At 48.4% G+C, this 19,066-nt stretch carries 15 protein-coding genes; 14 read left to right on the top strand and 1 reads right to left on the bottom strand.

The genetic code is table 11. The features are described 5' to 3' along the window. Positions 1 to 212: 212 nt before the first annotated feature. Positions 213 to 1,277: a branched-chain amino acid aminotransferase gene (locus ACJJIQ_RS23940; RefSeq protein WP_413664378.1), complete on the bottom strand. Its 1,065-nt coding sequence runs from the start codon at positions 1,275 to 1,277 to the stop codon at positions 213 to 215. Between the two features lie 618 nt (positions 1,278 to 1,895). On the opposite strand from ACJJIQ_RS23940, the gene ACJJIQ_RS23935 reads away from it, so the two are divergent. From ACJJIQ_RS23935 to ACJJIQ_RS23870, 14 genes are all read left to right on the top strand, one after another. Beyond that, complete coding sequence (locus ACJJIQ_RS23935; protein WP_413664377.1) at positions 1,896 to 3,194, top strand: hypothetical protein; 1,299 nt, start codon at positions 1,896 to 1,898, stop codon at positions 3,192 to 3,194. 560 nt (positions 3,195 to 3,754) lie between these two features. After that, positions 3,755 to 4,546 carry a hypothetical protein gene (locus ACJJIQ_RS23930; RefSeq protein ID WP_444892785.1) on the top strand — a complete coding sequence of 264 codons (792 nt, stop codon included), beginning with the start codon at positions 3,755 to 3,757 and terminating at the stop codon, positions 4,544 to 4,546. Between the two features lie 17 nt (positions 4,547 to 4,563). Then, positions 4,564 to 5,784 carry a hypothetical protein gene (locus ACJJIQ_RS23925; RefSeq protein ID WP_445363221.1) on the top strand — a complete coding sequence of 407 codons (1,221 nt, stop codon included), beginning with the start codon at positions 4,564 to 4,566 and terminating at the stop codon, positions 5,782 to 5,784. Between the two features lie 102 nt (positions 5,785 to 5,886). Then, a complete protein-coding gene (locus tag ACJJIQ_RS23920) occupies positions 5,887 to 7,443 on the top strand; it encodes an ABC transporter permease (protein WP_445363220.1) in 1,557 nt (518 codons plus the stop codon). Between the two features lie 273 nt (positions 7,444 to 7,716). Continuing rightward, a complete protein-coding gene (locus ACJJIQ_RS23915; protein WP_445363219.1) occupies positions 7,717 to 9,807 on the top strand; it encodes a PEGA domain-containing protein in 2,091 nt (696 codons plus the stop codon). 9 nt (positions 9,808 to 9,816) lie between these two features. Then, positions 9,817 to 10,026 carry a hypothetical protein gene (locus ACJJIQ_RS23910; protein ID WP_445363218.1) on the top strand — a complete coding sequence of 70 codons (210 nt, stop codon included), beginning with the start codon at positions 9,817 to 9,819 and terminating at the stop codon, positions 10,024 to 10,026. A 24-nt stretch (positions 10,027 to 10,050) separates the two neighbouring features. Next, the gene (locus ACJJIQ_RS23905; RefSeq protein ID WP_282934287.1) at positions 10,051 to 10,845 is read left to right on the top strand and encodes a MotA/TolQ/ExbB proton channel family protein; all 795 of its coding nucleotides are present in this window, start codon (positions 10,051 to 10,053) and stop codon (positions 10,843 to 10,845) included. 38 nt (positions 10,846 to 10,883) lie between these two features. Continuing rightward, a complete protein-coding gene (locus ACJJIQ_RS23900; protein WP_413664371.1) occupies positions 10,884 to 12,188 on the top strand; it encodes a hypothetical protein in 1,305 nt (434 codons plus the stop codon). Beyond that, positions 12,178 to 13,260 carry a vWA domain-containing protein gene (locus tag ACJJIQ_RS23895; RefSeq protein ID WP_444926665.1) on the top strand — a complete coding sequence of 361 codons (1,083 nt, stop codon included), beginning with the start codon at positions 12,178 to 12,180 and terminating at the stop codon, positions 13,258 to 13,260. Before ACJJIQ_RS23900 ends, ACJJIQ_RS23895 begins: the two co-directional genes overlap by 11 nt. Continuing rightward, positions 13,257 to 14,261, top strand: coding sequence for a VWA domain-containing protein (locus ACJJIQ_RS23890; protein WP_445363217.1), 1,005 nt, complete (start codon positions 13,257 to 13,259; stop codon positions 14,259 to 14,261). Before ACJJIQ_RS23895 ends, ACJJIQ_RS23890 begins: the two co-directional genes overlap by 4 nt. A 23-nt stretch (positions 14,262 to 14,284) precedes the next feature. Continuing rightward, positions 14,285 to 14,947, top strand: coding sequence for a hypothetical protein (locus ACJJIQ_RS23885; protein WP_444906425.1), 663 nt, complete (start codon positions 14,285 to 14,287; stop codon positions 14,945 to 14,947). 12 nt (positions 14,948 to 14,959) lie between these two features. Then, positions 14,960 to 15,622, top strand: coding sequence for a hypothetical protein (locus ACJJIQ_RS23880; protein ID WP_413664369.1), 663 nt, complete (start codon positions 14,960 to 14,962; stop codon positions 15,620 to 15,622). Between the two features lie 30 nt (positions 15,623 to 15,652). Further along, a complete protein-coding gene (locus ACJJIQ_RS23875; protein ID WP_445363216.1) occupies positions 15,653 to 17,116 on the top strand; it encodes a M48 family metalloprotease in 1,464 nt (487 codons plus the stop codon). Positions 17,117 to 17,216: 100 nt separating this feature from the next. Beyond that, positions 17,217 to 18,848, top strand: a complete 1,632-nt coding sequence (locus tag ACJJIQ_RS23870; RefSeq protein WP_445363215.1) for a long-chain fatty acid--CoA ligase — start codon at positions 17,217 to 17,219, stop codon at positions 18,846 to 18,848. Positions 18,849 to 19,066: the final 218 nt, after the last annotated feature.

The following is a 19,066-nucleotide window of genomic DNA, read 5'->3' as shown; positions in this document are numbered from 1 at the left end:
CCCCTTCACTTTTAGGTGTTAAGGTCGCACAAGTCAACAAACTCAATTAAATTGGCGGGAATGTTTACGCGAGCGTTTCGCTTGGAAACAAGTAAATAGAAAACACTGCTACAAATAAACCCGCGAAGGATAAAGCAGGATTTATGGTGGGGAAAAGCTGGTTACTAGACCCAGGCAGCCTTGGAAACTGCCCGGGTACGAAGATTCAGTACTTAAACTACAGGCTCAACAGAATGCATCCACCCGTAAGCATCCTCAGAACGCCCCTCCTGAATATCCAGCAGTGCTTGTCGCAAACGCTCTGCAACAGGACCTGGAGCATCGGCTAGTTCGTACTCTCTATCGCCATCGCCAATTACGCTGATAGGACTGATTATTGCAGCAGTACCACAAGCAAAAGCTTCGCTACAGTCTCCAGAAGCTACCTGCTCTAACAGTTCATCAATGGGGATCGCCCGCTCAACAACCTTGTACCCCAATCCCTCCGCAAGCTGGATCAGAGAATATCGGGTGATGCCCTCGAGAATTGAGCCGTTCAACGCTGGGGTATATATAGCGCCATCAATGACCGCAAAAAAATTCATCCCTGACAGCTCATCGATACTCTGCCGATTAGAGGGGCTCAACCAAAGCGACTGATCATAACCTCGCTCTTTAAGGCGGCCGATACTAAGTAGAGAACTGGCATAATTTCCGCCAACTTTGGCATCCCCAGTTCCCCCTACTGCAGCCCGAGCATCTTCTCTCTCAACCCACAAACGCATATTGCCGGAATGGTAGGCTTCCGAGGGACTAGCTATTACATAAAATTCATAGGCATTACTGGCTGAAACCGTTAGGTCCGGCTGGGTTCCCATTAGGAAAGGACGCAGGTACAGGGACTCACCGCTGTTGCTCGGGAGCAGGCCAGCGCAGTAAGCAGTCACAACACGAACGCCATCCAAGAACAGGGACTCAGGAACCGGAGGCATACATAAGCGCTTCGCTGAATATGCCATTCGTGCAGCATTCATTTCGGGCCTGAACAGTGCAGCTCCCCCCTCGGAAGTTCGATAGGCCTTCATTCCTTCAAAGCATGACTGCGCGTAGTGAAGTACCTTAGCAGCAGGGTCGACGGTCAGAGGCGCATAGGGGATCAACTCTCCACTACTCCAGCAACCATCCTGCCAAATGGCGCGAAACATTACTGGGGCCATGGCGGTTCCAAAGCCCAGCTTCTCGGGTGCTTCATAGCCCCGAAGGCTTACCGCGATCTCTGGATCGATATAGATACTCACTGAGCTCTCCTCTGAATTCGAATCAGCTGATTATGGCGCTTGTTACGCTGCAATCCAAATAGATCAACCTCTGATACAGCAACAGCAGTAATCTAACCCCAAATTCAGCCTACTTGTTAGGACGATGATCCACCTATTTAGCTTCCGCCATCCTGATGTGGCACCAGCGCCAACCAAGCCACTCGCTACACTTCGCTGCCAAGTCGCGATATCGGACGTAATCAACAAATTTTTGGCATCTACTTACAGTCCCTCACCCCTAATTTGCACTCCCAACTGCTAAACCAAAAGGGTGGTCACAGGCATGCTGGCGCAATGGGCATTAAGTGGCTGAAGTACCCGCCGCAGCTTCCTTCTTGGCACATAGTGCTAGCTATACTGACTAATACGCGGCCAGGCAGGCATTTATAAGCATCCAGTCGCGCCGTCACTGTGAGCTTGAGGATACCCCCTCAATGCGCTCAGGGTCGAGAGAACCACATTCAGGAGAGAACTTCCGCCGTATTCGCTGTTGCAGTGGGCGAGCGGAAATAAGACCCGAAAACTGACAGGTGCAGGTTCCAACCTCAGCTGTTTGGTATTCGGTGAAGCCAAATATGAAACGGAAGTGGTTCAATCGTGACACAGATAGATACCAGCAATTCCTTTGCTATCGGCTTGATGTTTACAGCCACAGCACTGCTGTGTAATGGCGCCCTGGCCGACGATGGCGCACCTGTGGCAGTCCAAACTAATGCACCTCCAAAAGCCTTTATTGAAGCCGCCTCGAAACCACTCAAGAAAACACCTCGACAGCTAAGGCCCTCCGAGGCTGTAGAAAATTACCGTGAACGTATAGAGGAGCTCGAAGCCCAATATGGTGCTTATGGCGCCGGTATTGATGAACAGCTTTTGGGGCTGGCCACCGCATTACAGAAAGCTGGCGATCATGAGCAGGCTGTCACTGAATTTCGTCGTGCAATGCTGATTAGCAGAGTCAATGAGGGGCTCTATTCACTAAGCCAAATCCCTATGATCAAGCGCTTGATCGAGAGTCAAATAGCGCTCAATCAGTGGGAAGAAGCTAACGACAACCAGCAGTACCTCTACTGGCTCTACCAGAAAAATTACGGCGAAAAAGACCCCCGTATGCTGCCAGTAATCAACAACTTGAGTCGTTGGCATTTACAGGCTTATGTGGAGGAAAAAGGGGACACGCTATTTGAGCATCTAATTAGTGCAACCAATCTTTACAGTTTGGCGGTAGATATTATTACAAAAAACTTTGGCTCCACCGACCTTCGCCTTGTTGATGCCCTGCGCGGATTAAAAGCAACTAACTATTATCTGGCCACCTATAAGGGTGAACCCAACTCTCCAGTTTTTGTTAACGCCAGCTTTGGTGGTAGTGGCCCCGACTCACATCAGCGAACCAAATTAGATCACTACCGGATGAAGAGTTTTAACACCGGGAAAAAAGCCATTACCCGTATCGTTGATGTCTACCAAAGAAACCCCAAGTCCCCCCCGGCAGCCTCAGCCAAAGCCAAAGTTGAACTCGGCGACTGGTACATGATGTTTAACAAGTGGCACTCCGCACGCCAAACCTACGGCGAGGCCTACAAGGCACTTTGGGATAACGGTGCCTCTAACGATGAAATTGAGGACATATTTGGACGGCCTGTGGCTTTACCCGCGCTCCCCGTTTTGGAGTCGGACAGCAAAGCCCTAGCCAATTCCCGGATTACGGTCTCCTATGATGTCACGGCTTTTGGCAAGGCGAGGAATATAAAAATACTCAGGGCTTACCCTTCAGATAAAGTGAAGATCCGCTCAAAAGTTAGAAACATTCTAAAACGCGCTAAATTCAGACCAAGGTTTGAAGATGGAGAGGCGGTAGAAACCCGCGGAATTGTGCAACGCTTTATATTCGACTGAGAAACCTATCACCACTGACACCAGCTCGATGTGGAATCTACGCAAATAATCAAATAACAACTATTTTTAAAGTTCCACATTGAGCATTTGCTAGTACCGGAAAAACACTTCATGTGTCTCACGCGGTCACACCGGCAAACAGTCTAGGAGAGAAAGAGATGACACCTCGAGCAGCGGTAGAAAAAATTCACCGCCACAGCTGTTTGTCAAATGTACTGGTACCAATTGCTTTGGCGGCGATCTTAACCGGTGGGTGCAAGAGCCAACAAACTCAGTCACAGCCACCAGCAATGCCATCTATACCATCCTCCAGTTCATCTTCCAGTTCTGCATCGCAATCACAATCGCAATCGCAATCGCAATCGCAATCGCAATCTAGTAGCAGCAGTAGTTCGCAAAGATCTGGCCAATCAACGGCTTCGAGCAGTGGGCAGCCTAGTAGCAGCTCTTCCAGCCAGCCCAGTGCGAATATGCCTACAGCGAGATCAGAACAGAGCCAGTCCTCCAGTAGTGGAAGTAGCGGATCAGAGTCGAGGGATCAAAGTTCACCTGGGGATCAAATGCCGGACCCAAACGGTTCAAATGATCCATCGTCACCAATTTATACGGATCCCGAACAAACCAGTCAAAATGGAGAGAAACCTACTGATCCTTCGTCTGGTGAAGATGGAACGCCTCCCGAAGAAATTGATTTTTCTGAGGAGGAGCAATCATCTTCGTCTTCCAGCGCATCATCTAGTAGCTCAGCTTCTAGCAGCAGCTCATCCAGTAGTAACTCAGCGGCCAGCGGCGCGCCTGCCAGCAGTTCAGCTTCTGGGCAACCCGGCGGTGATTCGCCACGTTCCGGCAGTGCCCCCAATGAAGCTCCCACTTCATCGGCAGATCGCGTTGCAGAACTTGAGGGCCAGTTTGAATCCACTATGGTCAGCTATGACGGCATGATTTTGCGGGAGCGTGACTTTGTAAGAAACAGACCGGGGTCAGCCTCCGAAGAAAATAAAGAAGAGGCGATGGATGAGGCACCACCAGCAGGGGAATCCCTAGAAGACTTAATTCAATCTGCAGAAGCCGAAATTCCACCTCCCCCCAATGCAGGCCCAACATCAGGTAACGGCCCCAAAAATAATAACTCCAGTGGACAAATAACCGGTCCCGGACTGCCCGCTTCTGGACGTAAAGGTGATTTTAATCACGGTGGTTCACAGGCAGTTGTGCCCGCCGATATACCCAGTGGTACAGATGATGACGTCGTAGCTCGACAGATTCGTGAAGCTGCCACACGCGAGACTGACCCCGAATTGCGCGAAAAGCTTTGGGAAGAGTATCGCAAGTATAAAAGTGCAACGCAGTAGTCTTGGAGAACGCCGATATGTCGACCAACCAAAAAACCCGACCGGTTAAGTATCAGTTCATAACAAGAGTCGCAGCATTTTTTCTAACTCTTGTTGTTATCAATGGTTGTACCACTACCGAAGTCAGAACTACCGCATTTACTCCGCTAACAATCGAAGATAACAATGTTCCCGAAGAGAGACTGCTGGATGTCGGCGTTATTCAATTCAATCCAGGTCTCGATACAGCACAAGCAGATGAAGATGAGCTTGTTTTTCCCGAGCTTCGTCAAGCTGAATCCCGCTATATGGCTGTCACCCTTGCCGATTCATTGCAGTCCAGCCTGGGGTGGGGAGCTGTAAGGGTTATTCCATCGAGCCGCACCAATATTGATGTGACTGTATCCGGGCGTATTTTGCAATCTGATGGAGAAAAGCTGACGGTGGAAATCACCGTATCCGATTCCCGGGGGCAGTTGTGGTTTACCAAGCAGTATTCAGAGAACGCATCCCACTATGCCTACGACCGAAAGCACCCTACTGAAGGAGATGCTTTTCAGGGAATCTATAACCGTATTGCTAACGATATGCTGAATTACCGACAAAAGCTTTCAAATCAGCAAATCGTAGAGCTGCGCACAATTTCTGAGATGCGATTTGCACGGGATTTTTCTCCCCAGGCATTCAATCGCTATTTAACTCAAAGTGCTGAGGGTGTCTATTTTTTAAGTGCTTTACCCGCAGAGAATGACCCCATGTTACAAAGGGTAAGAAAAATACGGGAAAGAGATTATCTGTTTGTCGACACTCTGCAGGAGTACTACGGCACCTTCGCCAAAAGTATGGAAGTTCCCTATCAGGAATGGCAAGCCCGCAGCTATGAAGAAGTAAGGGAAATGCGAGAGTTAAAGCGCAAAGCTCGCAATCACACAATTATGGGAGCAGCAGCCATTATTGGAGGTATCGCAGCTGCTGGCGCTGGCACTGGAAGCGCCCAGGCAGCTGGGCAGGTTGGGATCGGTGCCGGGGGCTATCTTGTTAAAAGTGCATTTGACCGAAAATCCGATGCCAAGATGCATTTGGAAGCTCTGCAAGAATTAGGAGACTCCATCGAGGCAGAGGTAGAACCGCAAATTGTTGAGCTGGAAGATCGCACTATTACCCTCACAGGTACTGTTGAAAATCAGTATCGGCAATGGCGGGAAATTCTAAAGGAAATCTATGAAGCCGAAACTGGCGCAGTCAGTAACAGCATTTAAATCACGTTAGAGGTACCCAAAAAGCACGCTAATCATTGTGATTAGTTATTACTGAATACCCAACATCTTCACTGGGTCATTGAATAACACGGCGGAATCACTATGCAGCACCGCGATAACTCCAAGGAAGATACAGTTCATATAGAGCCCGCAGAATTCACATTCGGCGGAGAGGAAAGCTCTAAATCCCCTAAGTCAACGACTGCCAACGCTATTCATCAACGGGAGCAAAGGTCCTACTGGCCCGCCGTTCTTGGGGTGATAATGGTAAGCGCACTGGTCGGTGTATTTTGGGGGCTTCCTCAAGTTGTAAAACCACCAAAGCGTTCAGCCGATACAATTGTCTCCGTACAGCCTGGAAACAGCGCAGCTGTGGAGAGCAACCAAAAATCTCCTTATAGCGATGCAGAAATAATGCAGCAGCGCAGGGAGGTTCAAAAGGTTCTCCAGGAAATTCTTGAAATCAAAGAAGAGCTCAAAGATCGAAAGGTAGAAGTATGGGCTTTTGAAGAATTCTACTCCGCTGAAGACCTGGCTCTAAAAGCTGATGAAATTTATCGCAAACGCAATTTTATGGCAGCGCTCGAAAAATACCGGGAATCACTCCAGGCATTAGAGTACCTGAAAGATAGTATTCCCGAGCGCATTGAAACGCATATTAGTGAAGGTAATCGAGCTCTGAGTCAGGGGGATAAGGATTCCGCCAGCGATGCTTTCAAGATGGTATTAACCATATCCAATAACCATCCCAGAGGCCTTAAGGGTATTGAGCGAGCCGACAAACTCCCCCTCGCTTGGTGGCACTTAACTCAAGGAACAAAGGCATTTAAACAGGCCAAATTGGACTTGGCTCAGGAACAGCTCAAGAAATCTCTCGCGATCGACTCAGAAACAGCCGATGCTCAGGATCTATTGGCAAAGGTTGAGGGTGCAATTACAGAAAGGGATTATCAAAGCGCGATGTCATCTGGCTACGGTGCAATTGCCGAAGAAAAATTTGAATCGGCAAAATCCTATTTTCATCGAGCAAAGAACTTAAAGCCAACAGCAAAAGCCCCCGATATCGGCTTAGCACAAGCACGAAATGAAGCTGACAGAGTGCAGATAGAAAAACTCCTCCAACAAGCTCGCATGGAAGAAACCAAGGAAGAATGGCACAGAGCCCTAAAAAGTTATACAGACCTGGTCAAGAAGGACTCTAGCCTGGTGGACGCAATAACAGGCAAGGCTAGAGCTGCTGCCAGAGCAAAGCTGGATGACCAGTTAAAAGATTTAATTCAAGATCCACTAACCCTTGGCGAAGGTAAAAGGAACTATTTTGCCCGACAAGTACTAACAGACGCTCGCAAACTCAATACTAAAACCCCAAGGCTGCAAAGACAAATTGAAGACCTTGAAAATGCCCTGACACAAGCCCTGATCCCCTTACCGGTTAAATTCAAGTCGGATCGAACCACCAGTGTCACCATTTACCATGTAGGGAAATTAGGTAATTTTGACCAGAGAGAAATCGCGCTGAAACCTGGGCGCTATATCGCCATTGGTACCAGAGAAGGTTACCGAGACGTTCGCCAAGAGTTTGTTGTAAAACCAGGTAAGCCCACAACGGAAGTTGTTATCCAATGTGCCGAAAGGATAAACGGTGCCAATAATAGTTAAATGAGAGAACCCAGACAGCAGCATAAACTCTAAAAATAAGATTTTCCGTAATGAGCTGCGATGATAACAGACACCTCGTTGAGCTGAGCGAAACGAGGTGTTCTGTGACAAACACCCTATAAATCCCCATGCAGATTACGCCAGCAAGCTAAGCTTTCTGCAGATAGAAAAATGTGTACCCACCTTTGGTCAGGCTGACTGAGCATAAAGCGATGCGTGCCAAACCAATGCCATTGCGAAAAATCTATAAGTACCAGCAATAGGGAAACATAAATGACAGTGAAGGAAGCAGTACCTGTCCAGGATGAAAAGCCGCCAGTTCAGGAACAAAGCCTGATTGAGCCAGTTGGATTCACCCCGGTACAAATAAAATCTACCCGCGCGCGACTCTTTCTTTCTAAGCGAGCATTGATTGTCGCAGGTTGCCTTTTACTCGCTATTTTTGCACTCAGCTATCTGATTATGGCGCGGTCATTAATCTTTGATACCAACCCGGTTGATGCCCGCATCAAAGTCAGTGGGTTCGCCATCCCTCTGGGCGATGGCCATTTGGTTTTACCTGGTAATTATCAATTCACGATCAGTGCCGACGGCTACTTACCCCAGAGCGGCGAAGTCGAAGTAAAACGTGACGGACACAGTCGCCACTCTGTTTCCCTGGAAAAACTTCCAGGCCACCTACAGGTTAAAACAACGCCCCCTGTACCAGTAAAAATCCTTATTAATGGACGGGAAGTACCCAATAGAAATGGTCTTGTGGAAGCAATCAGCGCAGGTCCTATGCGTGTGACTGTCCTATCAGACCGGTACTTGCCGTTCACCCGTGAAATCGATGTTGAGGGGCTAGACAATACCCACACACTGGAGGCCGCGCTTCGACCGGCCTGGGCCAATATCACCGTCAGCAGCAACCCTCCCGGGGCCACGGTCACGGTTGAAGGAAAAGTTCTCGGCAGAACACCACTAACCACCGAATTAGTTCAGGGCGACAGAACCGTGTCCATTTCACTGCCGGAACATAAAACTGTCGATATTCCTGTCGCTGTTACAGCCGGTGTCGATCAAACGCTAGCAACCGTCAGCCTGGGACCCGCTGATGGACTTTTACGCGTTGTTACTACCCCAGAGGGAGCGGGAGTGACAGTCAACGGAGAGTTTCGCGGTCATACCCCACTGGAACTGGAATTGGCCTCCGGCCACAGGCATAGACTTCGCTTCTTCAAGGATGGCTACGCCTCTATTGAACACACAGTTGACCTCGGTGCTGGAACACAGCGGGACCTGAATATAAACCTAAATGCTGTGTACGGCAGGGTTCACGTCAGTAGTGTCCCTCCAGATGCGGAAGTTTACATTGATGGTCAATACGCCGGGAACAGTGGACAAACTTTCAACCTGCCAGCCCGCAGCCATAACATTGTCGTACGTAAACAGGGCTACCAGGAATTTGACACTCGTGTCATTCCCAGCACCAAACTGGAGCAAACTGTCAGAGCGGTACTGCTTACATCCGAACAAGCGCGCTGGAGAGAAACCCCATCAACTTTGCGTCACGCAGCTGGCGGCACCATGAAACTCATGCGCCCCAACGCCGTATTTACCATGGGATCATCCCGGCGAGAACAGGGGCGGCGGGCAAACGAGGTTATGCGTCAGGTATCTCTAAATCGGCCTTTCTATATTGGGGCCACTGAAGTTACTAACCGGGAATATCGGCGTTTCAAGCGCCTGCATACCTCAAGCCATGTAAATGGTGTCAGTCTCGACAATGACAATCTGCCAGTTGTAAATGTCAGTTGGGTAGAGGCAGTGCTATTTTGCAATTGGCTCAGTGAAAGAGACGGCCTCACACCGGTCTATTTGACGGAAGCAGGGCGTGTTGTTGGCTTTGATGGCGCAGCCAACGGTTATCGTTTACCGACTGAAGCCGAATGGGCCTGGGTTGCACGATACGATCAAGGCACCATGAAAAAATTCCCTTGGGGAAATGAGCTACCAATAAAGAGCAATTCCGGAAACTACGCAGATACTACTGCCACAAAACTAGTTCCTGCAGTCCTTCGCACCTACAGTGATCGTTACGCAGCTACCTCACCAGTAGGTAGCTACAGTCCTAATGCTTTTGGTATTTATGACTTAGGTGGAAATGTCTCTGAATGGATTCACGACCTATACACGATAGGGACCGGATTATCCCGACGTATCGAAGAAAACCCTGTCGGTCCAGAGGATGGGGACTTCCATGTAATCCGCGGTTCCAGTTGGCGTCATTCGGGGTTGACTGAGTTACGCCTCTCCTACCGTGATTACGGAGAGTCCGCTCGTAATGATATTGGCTTCCGCCTTGCCCGCTGGGTGAATTAGGAGACTAGTGTGAAATTTTTATTACTTACCTTACTGCTTCTATTTATTAACTTCGCGTACGCAGAAGATGAAAACAAGCCGGAAGAGAACCAACAAACAGCGGCAGTAACCCCCAAGAAAGAAGCACCAATAACTAGGAATAAAAGTAATTCAGATGACTATAAGGCCTCGGAAGAAATCTCCGAAGACTTATCGGTTTCCTTTCCCGTAGATATATAGAAATAGCTTCTAGCGAGTATCGCCATGAAATTTAAATCATCAGATTTTGTCTTCCAGGTCTTTGCTCTTCTGGGGTCTATTATTTTGGTCCACGCGATTTATGTCGCCATTATTCGCCCTAATGCAGATGCGCTAATTGAGGAGCAACTGGCGAGGGAGGCCGCTGGGGAAACCTACGTTCAACAACGCTCTATCTACATTGTGATGCGCGACTATGAGCAAGAGGCCTGCTTTGTTCTGATGTTGTGGGCAATGGCCATTATGGGACTAAAGGCACAGAGAAGCATTCGCGAGCGAAAATTACTGGACAAAGCTCTACTTAATATCAGCGAGGGAACTCCTATTCTTCCCGAGGATACCCGTGATTTATCCCGCCCGATACAAGCCCTTCCTGAAGAGGAACGACGATATTTAGTTCCCAGGGCACTACTCACCGCCCTGCAGAGATTCGGTTCTACCAAGAATGTCGCCGCCGTTTCCAACTCTGTAAAAGAGGTTTGCGAAACTGAGGGAGACAGACTCGACTCTGAGCTGGCAATGGTTCGCTATATTACCTGGGCTATTCCATCTATCGGATTTATTGGCACGGTACGAGGTATCGGCGAAGCATTATCACAGGCGCATCGAGCCGTAGAGGGGGATATAGCTGGCGTGACGGTAAGTCTGGGGGTCGCGTTTAACTCTACCTTTATCGCCCTGGTAATTAGTATCGTCATTATGTTTTTCACTCACCAGCTACAACTCATGCAGGAGCGCCTGGTGTTGGATACACAAAGTTACTGTGACAACCGCTTACTGCGTTTTCTGAAAATCAGCTAGCGGTTTTACCTGAATAAGTCGTAGCGAGGAATAAACCCATGGGACAAGGCGTCCTGGAAATAAATGACTGTGGATTACGTGTATTTTCAAATACTAACGAGGTACTGGAAAGTCCTGGAATTGCAGTTATTGAACACAATAAAATTCATATTGGTACCTCAGCTCAAATGCGTGCCAGGAGCCATCCGACTCAGGTTAACAACCAGTTTTGGAGAAGACTGAGCCTCGAGTCGCTAAAGTCAGAAAATCAACGCTGCCGCCACCATGCCGACTTGGTCTACTGCCACCTTCAGGAAATAGCGGAGCACTGTGACCTTCCCGATGAAATTGTTCTCGCTGTTCCCGGCAATTTTACCCACGAACAACTGGCCTTACTTCTGGGAGTTATTAAAGTCAGCGATATTAATATCGTAGGCATTGTTGATGCAGCAACCGCGTGCCTGGGTAATTTGGCTCCTGCAGGAATCCAACTGCATATCGACCTACAACTCCACCAGACACTGGTAACAAAGATTGCTGTGGATAAGCAAGCCACGGTGAAAACGGTAGAAACTGTTGCCGACGCAGGACTACACAACTTCCAGGAATCCTGGGCTCGCGTATTTACCGATGCATTTATTATGCAGTGCCGATTTGATCCGCTACATTCAGCTGAATCAGAACAGCAACTCTATGATTTGATGCCCCAGTGGACTGATCGAGCGATGCGTCACGGAGAAGTTCTAGCTGAACTTGATGATCGAACAGCAAAGATCAGCCTGCGGCAGCTTCAAGATGCAACAACCCCTCTCCTTTCTCGTATACGAGCAATGATTGAAAACCTGGAGGAAAGTCAAAGTGTGAGTTTTATCTCCCATCGCTGGGCTGATATCCCAGGGGGAATTCAATTGGCCCAACGTGTACATCTTCTCTCAAGAGACTCCATTGCACATGCCATCAATCATCGCTGGAAAGAATTGCGCAGTGATAGCAGTACATTGAAACTGATCAACTCTGTCACTGCCCTCCCCCCCAACGAGGTCAAGGTGCATGTAGAGAAATCCTCAGAAACCGTAGCGACACATTTACTTTTTGGCCACAAGGCACTGGCCGCCCAGGAACCTCTATTCGTTTTCTGGCATGACGAGAAATTTCAAGTCACCCCAACACCACCGGAGCACCCTGCCGCAACAGTCACAAATCATGCCGGCAGACTTGCTTTGCGGGTGGATGCTGGAATTCAGCTCACACTCAATGGAAAAGAGATTGAGTCACCCGTTAATCTCAACGCCGGCGATACAATTGGAGTTGCAGATTATCAAGATGTGATAACTGCGATTAGCGTGGAGCGATATGGGGCGTAAAAAGCGTCGTTTTTCCACATTTAGCCTGTCCTTCCTCGATATCATGTCCTGTGGTTTTGGGGCAGTAGCGTTAATTTTTCTTATTATCAAACACGGCTCCGATCACCAAGTTGAAGTAGAGACTGAAGATCTCACTGCCGAGGTGAACCTTCTGGAAGAGGAGGTGGAATTTGGGCAGGAACACTTAGTTCAAGCCAGAAATACTCTGGATGTCGTTAGTGATGAACTGGTTGAGGCTCAAGGGCTTGCCAGGCGCATTTTGGAGCAAATAGAGGAAACCAAAGGCAATATCGCTGAAATCGACAGTATCGATGAAGAAGAGGATATCAAGAGGCTACAAGATAAACTCAAAAAACTGGAGCAGGCGAAAAAGAACCTTGAGGAAGAAAATAAAAAGCTGGGAAATAACGTTCGCAAATTTGTCGGTGATGGAGACCGTCAATACCTCACCGGCCTGCGCCTAGGCGGTAATCGCATCCTGATATTATTGGATTCATCTGCGTCTATGCTCGGCGACGAGCTTATTAAAATAATACGCGCCCGTAACATGTCTTCACCGGTAAAACGCAAAACTGAAAAATGGCGCAGGGCCGTCAGCACAGTCTCCTGGCTTACTGCTCAGTTTCCCAGGGATAGCCAATACCAGATCTATACTTTTAATACCTCTTTTCGTGCCGCAATAGCCGGTACAGAAGATCGCTGGCTCAATGTGGATGACCGCGACCAGTTGGACCAGGCTATCAAGGGGCTAGATGAAGTAGTGCCGGAAAATGGTACCAGTCTAGAGAGAGTATTTAACGCTATTAACGCTATGACACCACTGCCCGATAACATTATTCTCATTACCGATGGGTTACCGACCCAAGGGATGAGTGCACCCAGAAAGCCCACTATTTCGGGTAGAGACAGGCGCAGTCTATTCAAGCGCGCGGTCAAAGTGCTCCCCAAGAATATCCCCGTCAATGTCATTCTTGCCCCTATGGAGGGGGACCCATTTGCGGCTAGTGAATTTTGGAAGCTGGCGATGCAAAGCAAAGGCTCTTTCCTTGCGCCTTCGAGGGACTGGCCATGATAGGAACGCAAAAAAAGCGTCGCCAGGAGGAGTTCAGCATTTCCTTCCTGGATGTTATCTGCTGCGGATTTGGCGCAATTGTTTTGCTACTGATGATCGCCAAGACTGCAGAACCGATTGTATTAGAGGAAGCTGAAGTAGACCTCGAAGGGCAGGTATTGGAACTACAGCAACAGCTGGCGGAAATCCGTGGTGAGACCACAGTTATCAACCGGGACCTAAATTCAAAGCGAGAACAAATCAATATCGAGCGCAAGAGAATTGCCAACCTGCGCGGTGAGTTGGAAGCACTTCAAGCGGAATTTGCCAGTAAAACCGAAGGGCAAAGTGAGGATGGCAAACTCAAAGGTGAGCTGACCATTGCACTACAATCCATCACTGATGAAATGCGTCGCCTACTGGGCGAGAACTACCAGCGTAAAAACAATGTTATTGGCGGAATCCCTGTCGACAGCGAATACATTCTCTTCATTATCGACACCTCCGGCAGTATGTTTAATTACGGCTGGGACCGAATGATGGCGGAGATGGTCAATACTCTAGACCTTTATCCCAATGTTAAAGGTATCCAGGTCATGAATGATATGGGGGACTATATGTTCTTCAATTATCGAAACAAGTGGATACCTGATACCCCTGGGCGCCGCCAAGCGATATTAAAGCGGTTGAAGTCCTGGAATCCTTTTAGTAACTCCAGCCCTGTTGAAGGTATCCAGAAAGCCGTCCGCAGCTTTTATGATCCCAGTAAGAAAATCAGTATTTATGTGCTTGGCGATGAATTCACCGGAAAATCAATCCGCAGGGTTATGTTAGCTGTCGAACGGGTAAATGCTAAGCACGGTGAGGGAAAACGAAATATCAGAATCCATGCAGTAGGATTCCCTGTACAGTTCTCTCGCCCTCCACACCTACAAACCACAGGACTCCGCTTTGCGGCCCTTATGCGCGAACTCACCTATCGAAATGGCGGCACTTTCGTGGGGTTGAATGACTTTCGCTAGTTAAATGATTCAAGGAGGAACATATGAGGTATAGGTCGACTTCCTTTGGACACCTAAAGGTACTTATTCTTGTAAGTTTCTTCCTGGGTGCTTGCAGTCATACAGTACAGGTGGATGGCAATTACCCATCCCCAATAGGCGATCAATTGCCAATAACCGTAGGCTTCTACCTCAGTGAGGACTTTAAAAGTTTCACTTATAAAGAAGACAGTGAAGATCGTGAAGAATGGAATATAAGCACAGGCAGAGCACAAAAAAATCTGTTTGAAACAGTATTGGGTTCCATGTTTACCGATACCGTATCTCTATCCAGTTATCCACAAGAAGTCCCCGCCAATGTCGAACTGGTGATAGTTCCAGAAGTGCGAGAGCTGCAGTTCACAATGCCCAGAGAGACAAGGGTCAATATTTTTGAGGTATGGATTAAATACAACATGACCGCATTTGACCCCAGTGGCGGACAGGTTGCTAACTGGGTAATAACCGCTTACGGAAAAACCCCTACCGCATTTTTACAGTCCCAGGAACAGGCATTAACTCAGGCGATAAATATCGCCCTGCGCGATGCCGGAGCAAATCTCTATACCGGGTTTGGGAAAGTTCCTGAACTACAGGCCTTTCTCTCAGGGAAACGCCGATCGCTATCACTGAGAGAAATCAAGGTGAAAGCCAAAAAGGCTGAATAAGAGGAGTAAATCGTGTTCAAGCCACTTCTAGTTGCAGCGATAATCTTTATTAGCGGTTGTACCACTGTCGTAATTGATGAGTATCGGCGCTCCGACGGTGAGCTTGCCGAAGGAGATTCCGTCGTCATCCTGGGCCGCCGTCACTCCAGTGAATATGAAACAGAGCCTGATTTAATTGCCTGTGTTGGTAGAGAACTACACAACCCTGAGTTAGGTGTAAACATTATTCCAGAGCAAGACTTTGTCGATCTTATGTACCCCTGGTTTGAACCCAGGACAGCACCTATGCATGTTCGCTCCCTAGATCGCCTGATGGAAAATGAAAGTGTCCGTGAGCGAATGGAAACCTATGGAGTGAAGTACATCGTCTGGATTGATGGTTCGACGGAGACCACAGCCAGTGCCGGCTCTATCAGCTGTACCATCAGTACCGGGGGTGCAGGGTGCTTTGGCTTTGGGACCTGGGATAAAGAATCTGACTACGAAGCAGCAGTATGGGATTTCAGGGACCGCGAACTGTCTGGGAAACTTAGCGCAGATGCCAAAGGAACCTCCTATATGCCCGCAATCGTGGTTCCAATACCACTAATCGCCAGGGTCCAGAATAATGCCTGTAAAGGAATGGCGCTGCAGCTCCAACAATTCTTGATGCCAGCAGTAACACCCAGTTCATAAAAATTAAGACGCTACGGGAGGCCAGGGGTAATGAAATTTATCGAGCGTGTTTTTGCCAGCGCTATCCTAATACTCAGTGCAGGCTGTGCATTTAACCCTGCCACCAATAAGCCTGACCTGGTTCTAATGTCTGAGGACAAGGAGATCTCCATCGGTCGGGAGATGCATGAAAAGCTGATAGAGAGCACTCCAATCTATAAAGACCCAGTCCTAACCGCTTATGTTAATCATGTCGGGCAAAAAGTTGCCGCCGCCAGCGACAGACCGGATATCAAGTACCAATTTACGATCATCGACAGCCAGGATATCAACGCATTTGCCCTTCCCGGTGGGTATATCTACATCAACCGAGGCCTTCTAACTTACCTGCACTCAGAAGCTGAAATGGCCGCTGTACTAGCTCATGAGATTGGCCATATCACCGCCCGCCATGCGGTAAGGCAAAAAACAGCTGCGACCGGAGCCAGCGTTGTATCAGTATTGTCAGCTTTGGTTACCGGTAGTGGTGTAGTCGGAGATGTTGCAAATTTATATAGCACCGCTGCAGTGAAGGGTTACGGCCGCGAGATGGAACTGGAAGCGGATCGCTTCGGAGCCCAATATATGTTCAACGCTGGTTATGACCCCCAGGCCATGATCAATGTTATTGGGCTATTAAAGGATCAGGAGACATTTGCCCGACGCCGTGCCCGTATTGAGGGCAAGAAACCGCAAACTTACCACGGGGTTTTTGCATCTCACCCGAGAAATGACCTTCGCCTACAGGAAGTTGTAAACGCTGCAGGCCAGCTTCCCGAAGATAACAAAGAAACCAAAGTAGAATACTATCGGGAAAAAACAGATGGCCTTGTGTACGGACAGAACACACAGCAGTCCACTAAAAATCGCTACAATCACAAGCGGCTGGGTTTCTCCCTTCTATTTCCCGATGGCTGGTTGGTAGAAAATCAACGTTCAGCCATTGTCGGCTCTGCACCTGATAAAAGTGCACAAATTACCATTACAGTTACCCAACGCGATGGCAACCAGCCCGCTGACATGGCTCTGCGCTCAGAGTTCGATCTACGACAACTGGAGAAAGGGGAGAAACTCAATCAATATCGACTTGAAGGCCATACCGGAAAAATTCCACCGCTTGAAAAAGAGGATGCAGATCCAGACAGAATTGCGGTAATTTTTTATGGTAGCAGACAATTTGTCCTGCAGGGAAAGGTCACAAATGATGAAGACTCAGATCCAGAAGCTATTGATAAATATGACAATTTATTCCTGACCAGCATTAGAAGCTTCAGGCCGCTACGACAAACTGACATTGTAGAAGAGAAGGACATCAAACGCTTGCGCTACGTCCAGGCCAATGAAAAAACTACTTTTGCCTCCCTGGCAAAACATATGGAAATCGGCGAATATGCAGAGGAGCAATTACGCCTCTTAAATGGTTATTATCCCCGAGGAGAACCCAAGCCCGGAGAATGGATAAAGATCGTTCAATGATTTTATAAGAATCAGCCCCTAATCCTTTTTCTATCACCCCCCAAAATTTTGGAGGGTTAGTGTCTATCTGAAAATAAAAGATAATAATAAGGAGTAAGTGATGAATGGCATGATGATGCAATCCCAGCTCATCCTCACCGGTATTATGAAGCATGCTCTAAGCAACTCACCGGATAGTGAGATTGTTTCAGTTACTTTGGATAACCCCGATTTTCGTTATAGCTATCAACAAGCTTTTGAGCGAGTCTCGCAATTGGCAAATGCACTACAAAAGCTTGGAGCCAATGATGGAGATCGAATTGGTACTCTTGCCTGGAACGATCACCGGCATTTTGAACTCTACTACGCAACTTCTTGCAGCGGGCTCGTTTGCCATACTATTAACCCCCGGCTTTTCCCTGAGCAAATATCTTACATTATTGAGCATGCCGCAGATCGATGGCTGTTTATTGATCCACTATTTATGCCCCTAATCGAATCCCTGGCAGAATATCTAGATTCGATTGAAGGCATCATTGTGCTAACTGATAAAGCACATATGCCCACCACAAGCCTGAGCAATGTTTACTGCTATGAAACATTGATTGCAGCAGAGCCCACTGAATTTCAATGGCCTGAATTAGAGGAAGAGAGTGCAGCAGCACTCTGTTATACATCAGGAACAACAGGCAATCCCAAAGGGGTGCTTTATTCCCATCGCTCTCTGATGCTGCATACCTACGGCGTATTGATGCCAGATGTCTTTGCGATTAGAAGGGACGAAGCCATATTGCCTGTCGTCCCCATGTTTCACGTAAACGCCTGGTCAATACCCTATGCGGCACCGGCTGTTGGAGCAAAACTCGTGTTACCTGGCCCCAAAATGGGGTGTGGCGAAACGCTCACTCAATTAATTCAAAAGGAAGCCGTTACTATCGCTGCCGGCGTTCCAACCGTTTGGCTCGCCCTACTCAAGTACCTGCGGGAAAGTGAAGAGACCCTACCCAGCTTGAATCGAGTAGTCGTGGGTGGATCGGCTTGCCCCTGGAGTATTATGGAGGAATTTGAGCAAAAGCATGGGGTATATACCCATCACGCCTGGGGCATGACTGAGATGAGTCCACTGGGAACCTACAATGCCCACATACCTGAGAACCTCTCTAAAGACGAAGCAAAGGCCCTCAGGCTCAAGCAGGGCCGAGCGGGCTTTGGGGTCGAGATGCGTATTGTAGACCCCGAGGGAAATACCTTGGCACAAGACGGGCTGGCTTTTGGAGCCCTTCAAGTGCGTGGTCCCTGGGTCTGTGAGCGCTACTACCAATCCAAAGAGTCAGCACTTACCGAAGACGGCTGGTTTGATACAGGTGACGTTGCCACGATCGATGCTGACGGCTACCTGACAATCACTGATCGCACTAAGGATGTTATCAAGTCCGGCGGCGAGTGGATTTCCTCTATTGAGCTGGAGAATTTTGCTATGACACAGGCGGGAGTAGCCGAAGCCGCTGTTATTGGGGTTGCCCATGAAAAGTGGGCTGAGCGGCCTCTCCTGATCATTGTTCCCGCTGAAGGCAAAACACTAAAAACTGAGGAGATTCTGGCATCCTTTAAAGGGCATTTTGCCAACTGGTGGATTCCCGATGACTGTGTCATTGCCAAGGAAATCCCCCATACGGCTACAGGCAAAGTCAGCAAAAAAGACCTTCGGGAGATCTATGCCGACTATCTATGGTCTCACGAAGCCACTGTGTGAAGGGGATTAAGACGCTTTTGGCAGGCATCATCGCGGCATAGCAAAGCGTTGCACTGTAATAACGCAATTTTACCTGCCTCAAGTCTTGATTAAATTTTGACGGCGCTGAAATAGCGCCGTTTTAGAGTGCTTAACTTCCTGTTAATACCTAAACCAGCGGTTCCTCTGTAGGCGACAATCTTTGCTTGCTGACTATTAACCCTTATCGATTCATGGTT

The organism is Microbulbifer maximicatervae (SeqCode) (assembly GCF_052468295.1).
Note: the sequence above shows the minus strand (reverse complement) of the source record. Positions and strands in the feature narration are given on the sequence as shown.

Coding starts and splice junctions, on each gene's coding strand:
- ACJJIQ_RS23900 (WP_413664371.1), top strand. CDS start 10,884: ATGGGACAAGGCGTCCTGGAAATAAATGACTGTGGATTACGTGTATTT.
- ACJJIQ_RS23925 (WP_445363221.1), top strand. CDS start 4,564: ATGTCGACCAACCAAAAAACCCGACCGGTTAAGTATCAGTTCATAACA.
- ACJJIQ_RS23930 (WP_444892785.1), top strand. CDS start 3,755: ATGCCGGACCCAAACGGTTCAAATGATCCATCGTCACCAATTTATACG.
- ACJJIQ_RS23905 (WP_282934287.1), top strand. CDS start 10,051: ATGAAATTTAAATCATCAGATTTTGTCTTCCAGGTCTTTGCTCTTCTG.
- ACJJIQ_RS23895 (WP_444926665.1), top strand. CDS start 12,178: ATGGGGCGTAAAAAGCGTCGTTTTTCCACATTTAGCCTGTCCTTCCTC.
- ACJJIQ_RS23885 (WP_444906425.1), top strand. CDS start 14,285: ATGAGGTATAGGTCGACTTCCTTTGGACACCTAAAGGTACTTATTCTT.
- ACJJIQ_RS23875 (WP_445363216.1), top strand. CDS start 15,653: ATGAAATTTATCGAGCGTGTTTTTGCCAGCGCTATCCTAATACTCAGT.
- ACJJIQ_RS23920 (WP_445363220.1), top strand. CDS start 5,887: ATGCAGCACCGCGATAACTCCAAGGAAGATACAGTTCATATAGAGCCC.
- ACJJIQ_RS23915 (WP_445363219.1), top strand. CDS start 7,717: ATGACAGTGAAGGAAGCAGTACCTGTCCAGGATGAAAAGCCGCCAGTT.
- ACJJIQ_RS23890 (WP_445363217.1), top strand. CDS start 13,257: ATGATAGGAACGCAAAAAAAGCGTCGCCAGGAGGAGTTCAGCATTTCC.
- ACJJIQ_RS23870 (WP_445363215.1), top strand. CDS start 17,217: ATGAATGGCATGATGATGCAATCCCAGCTCATCCTCACCGGTATTATG.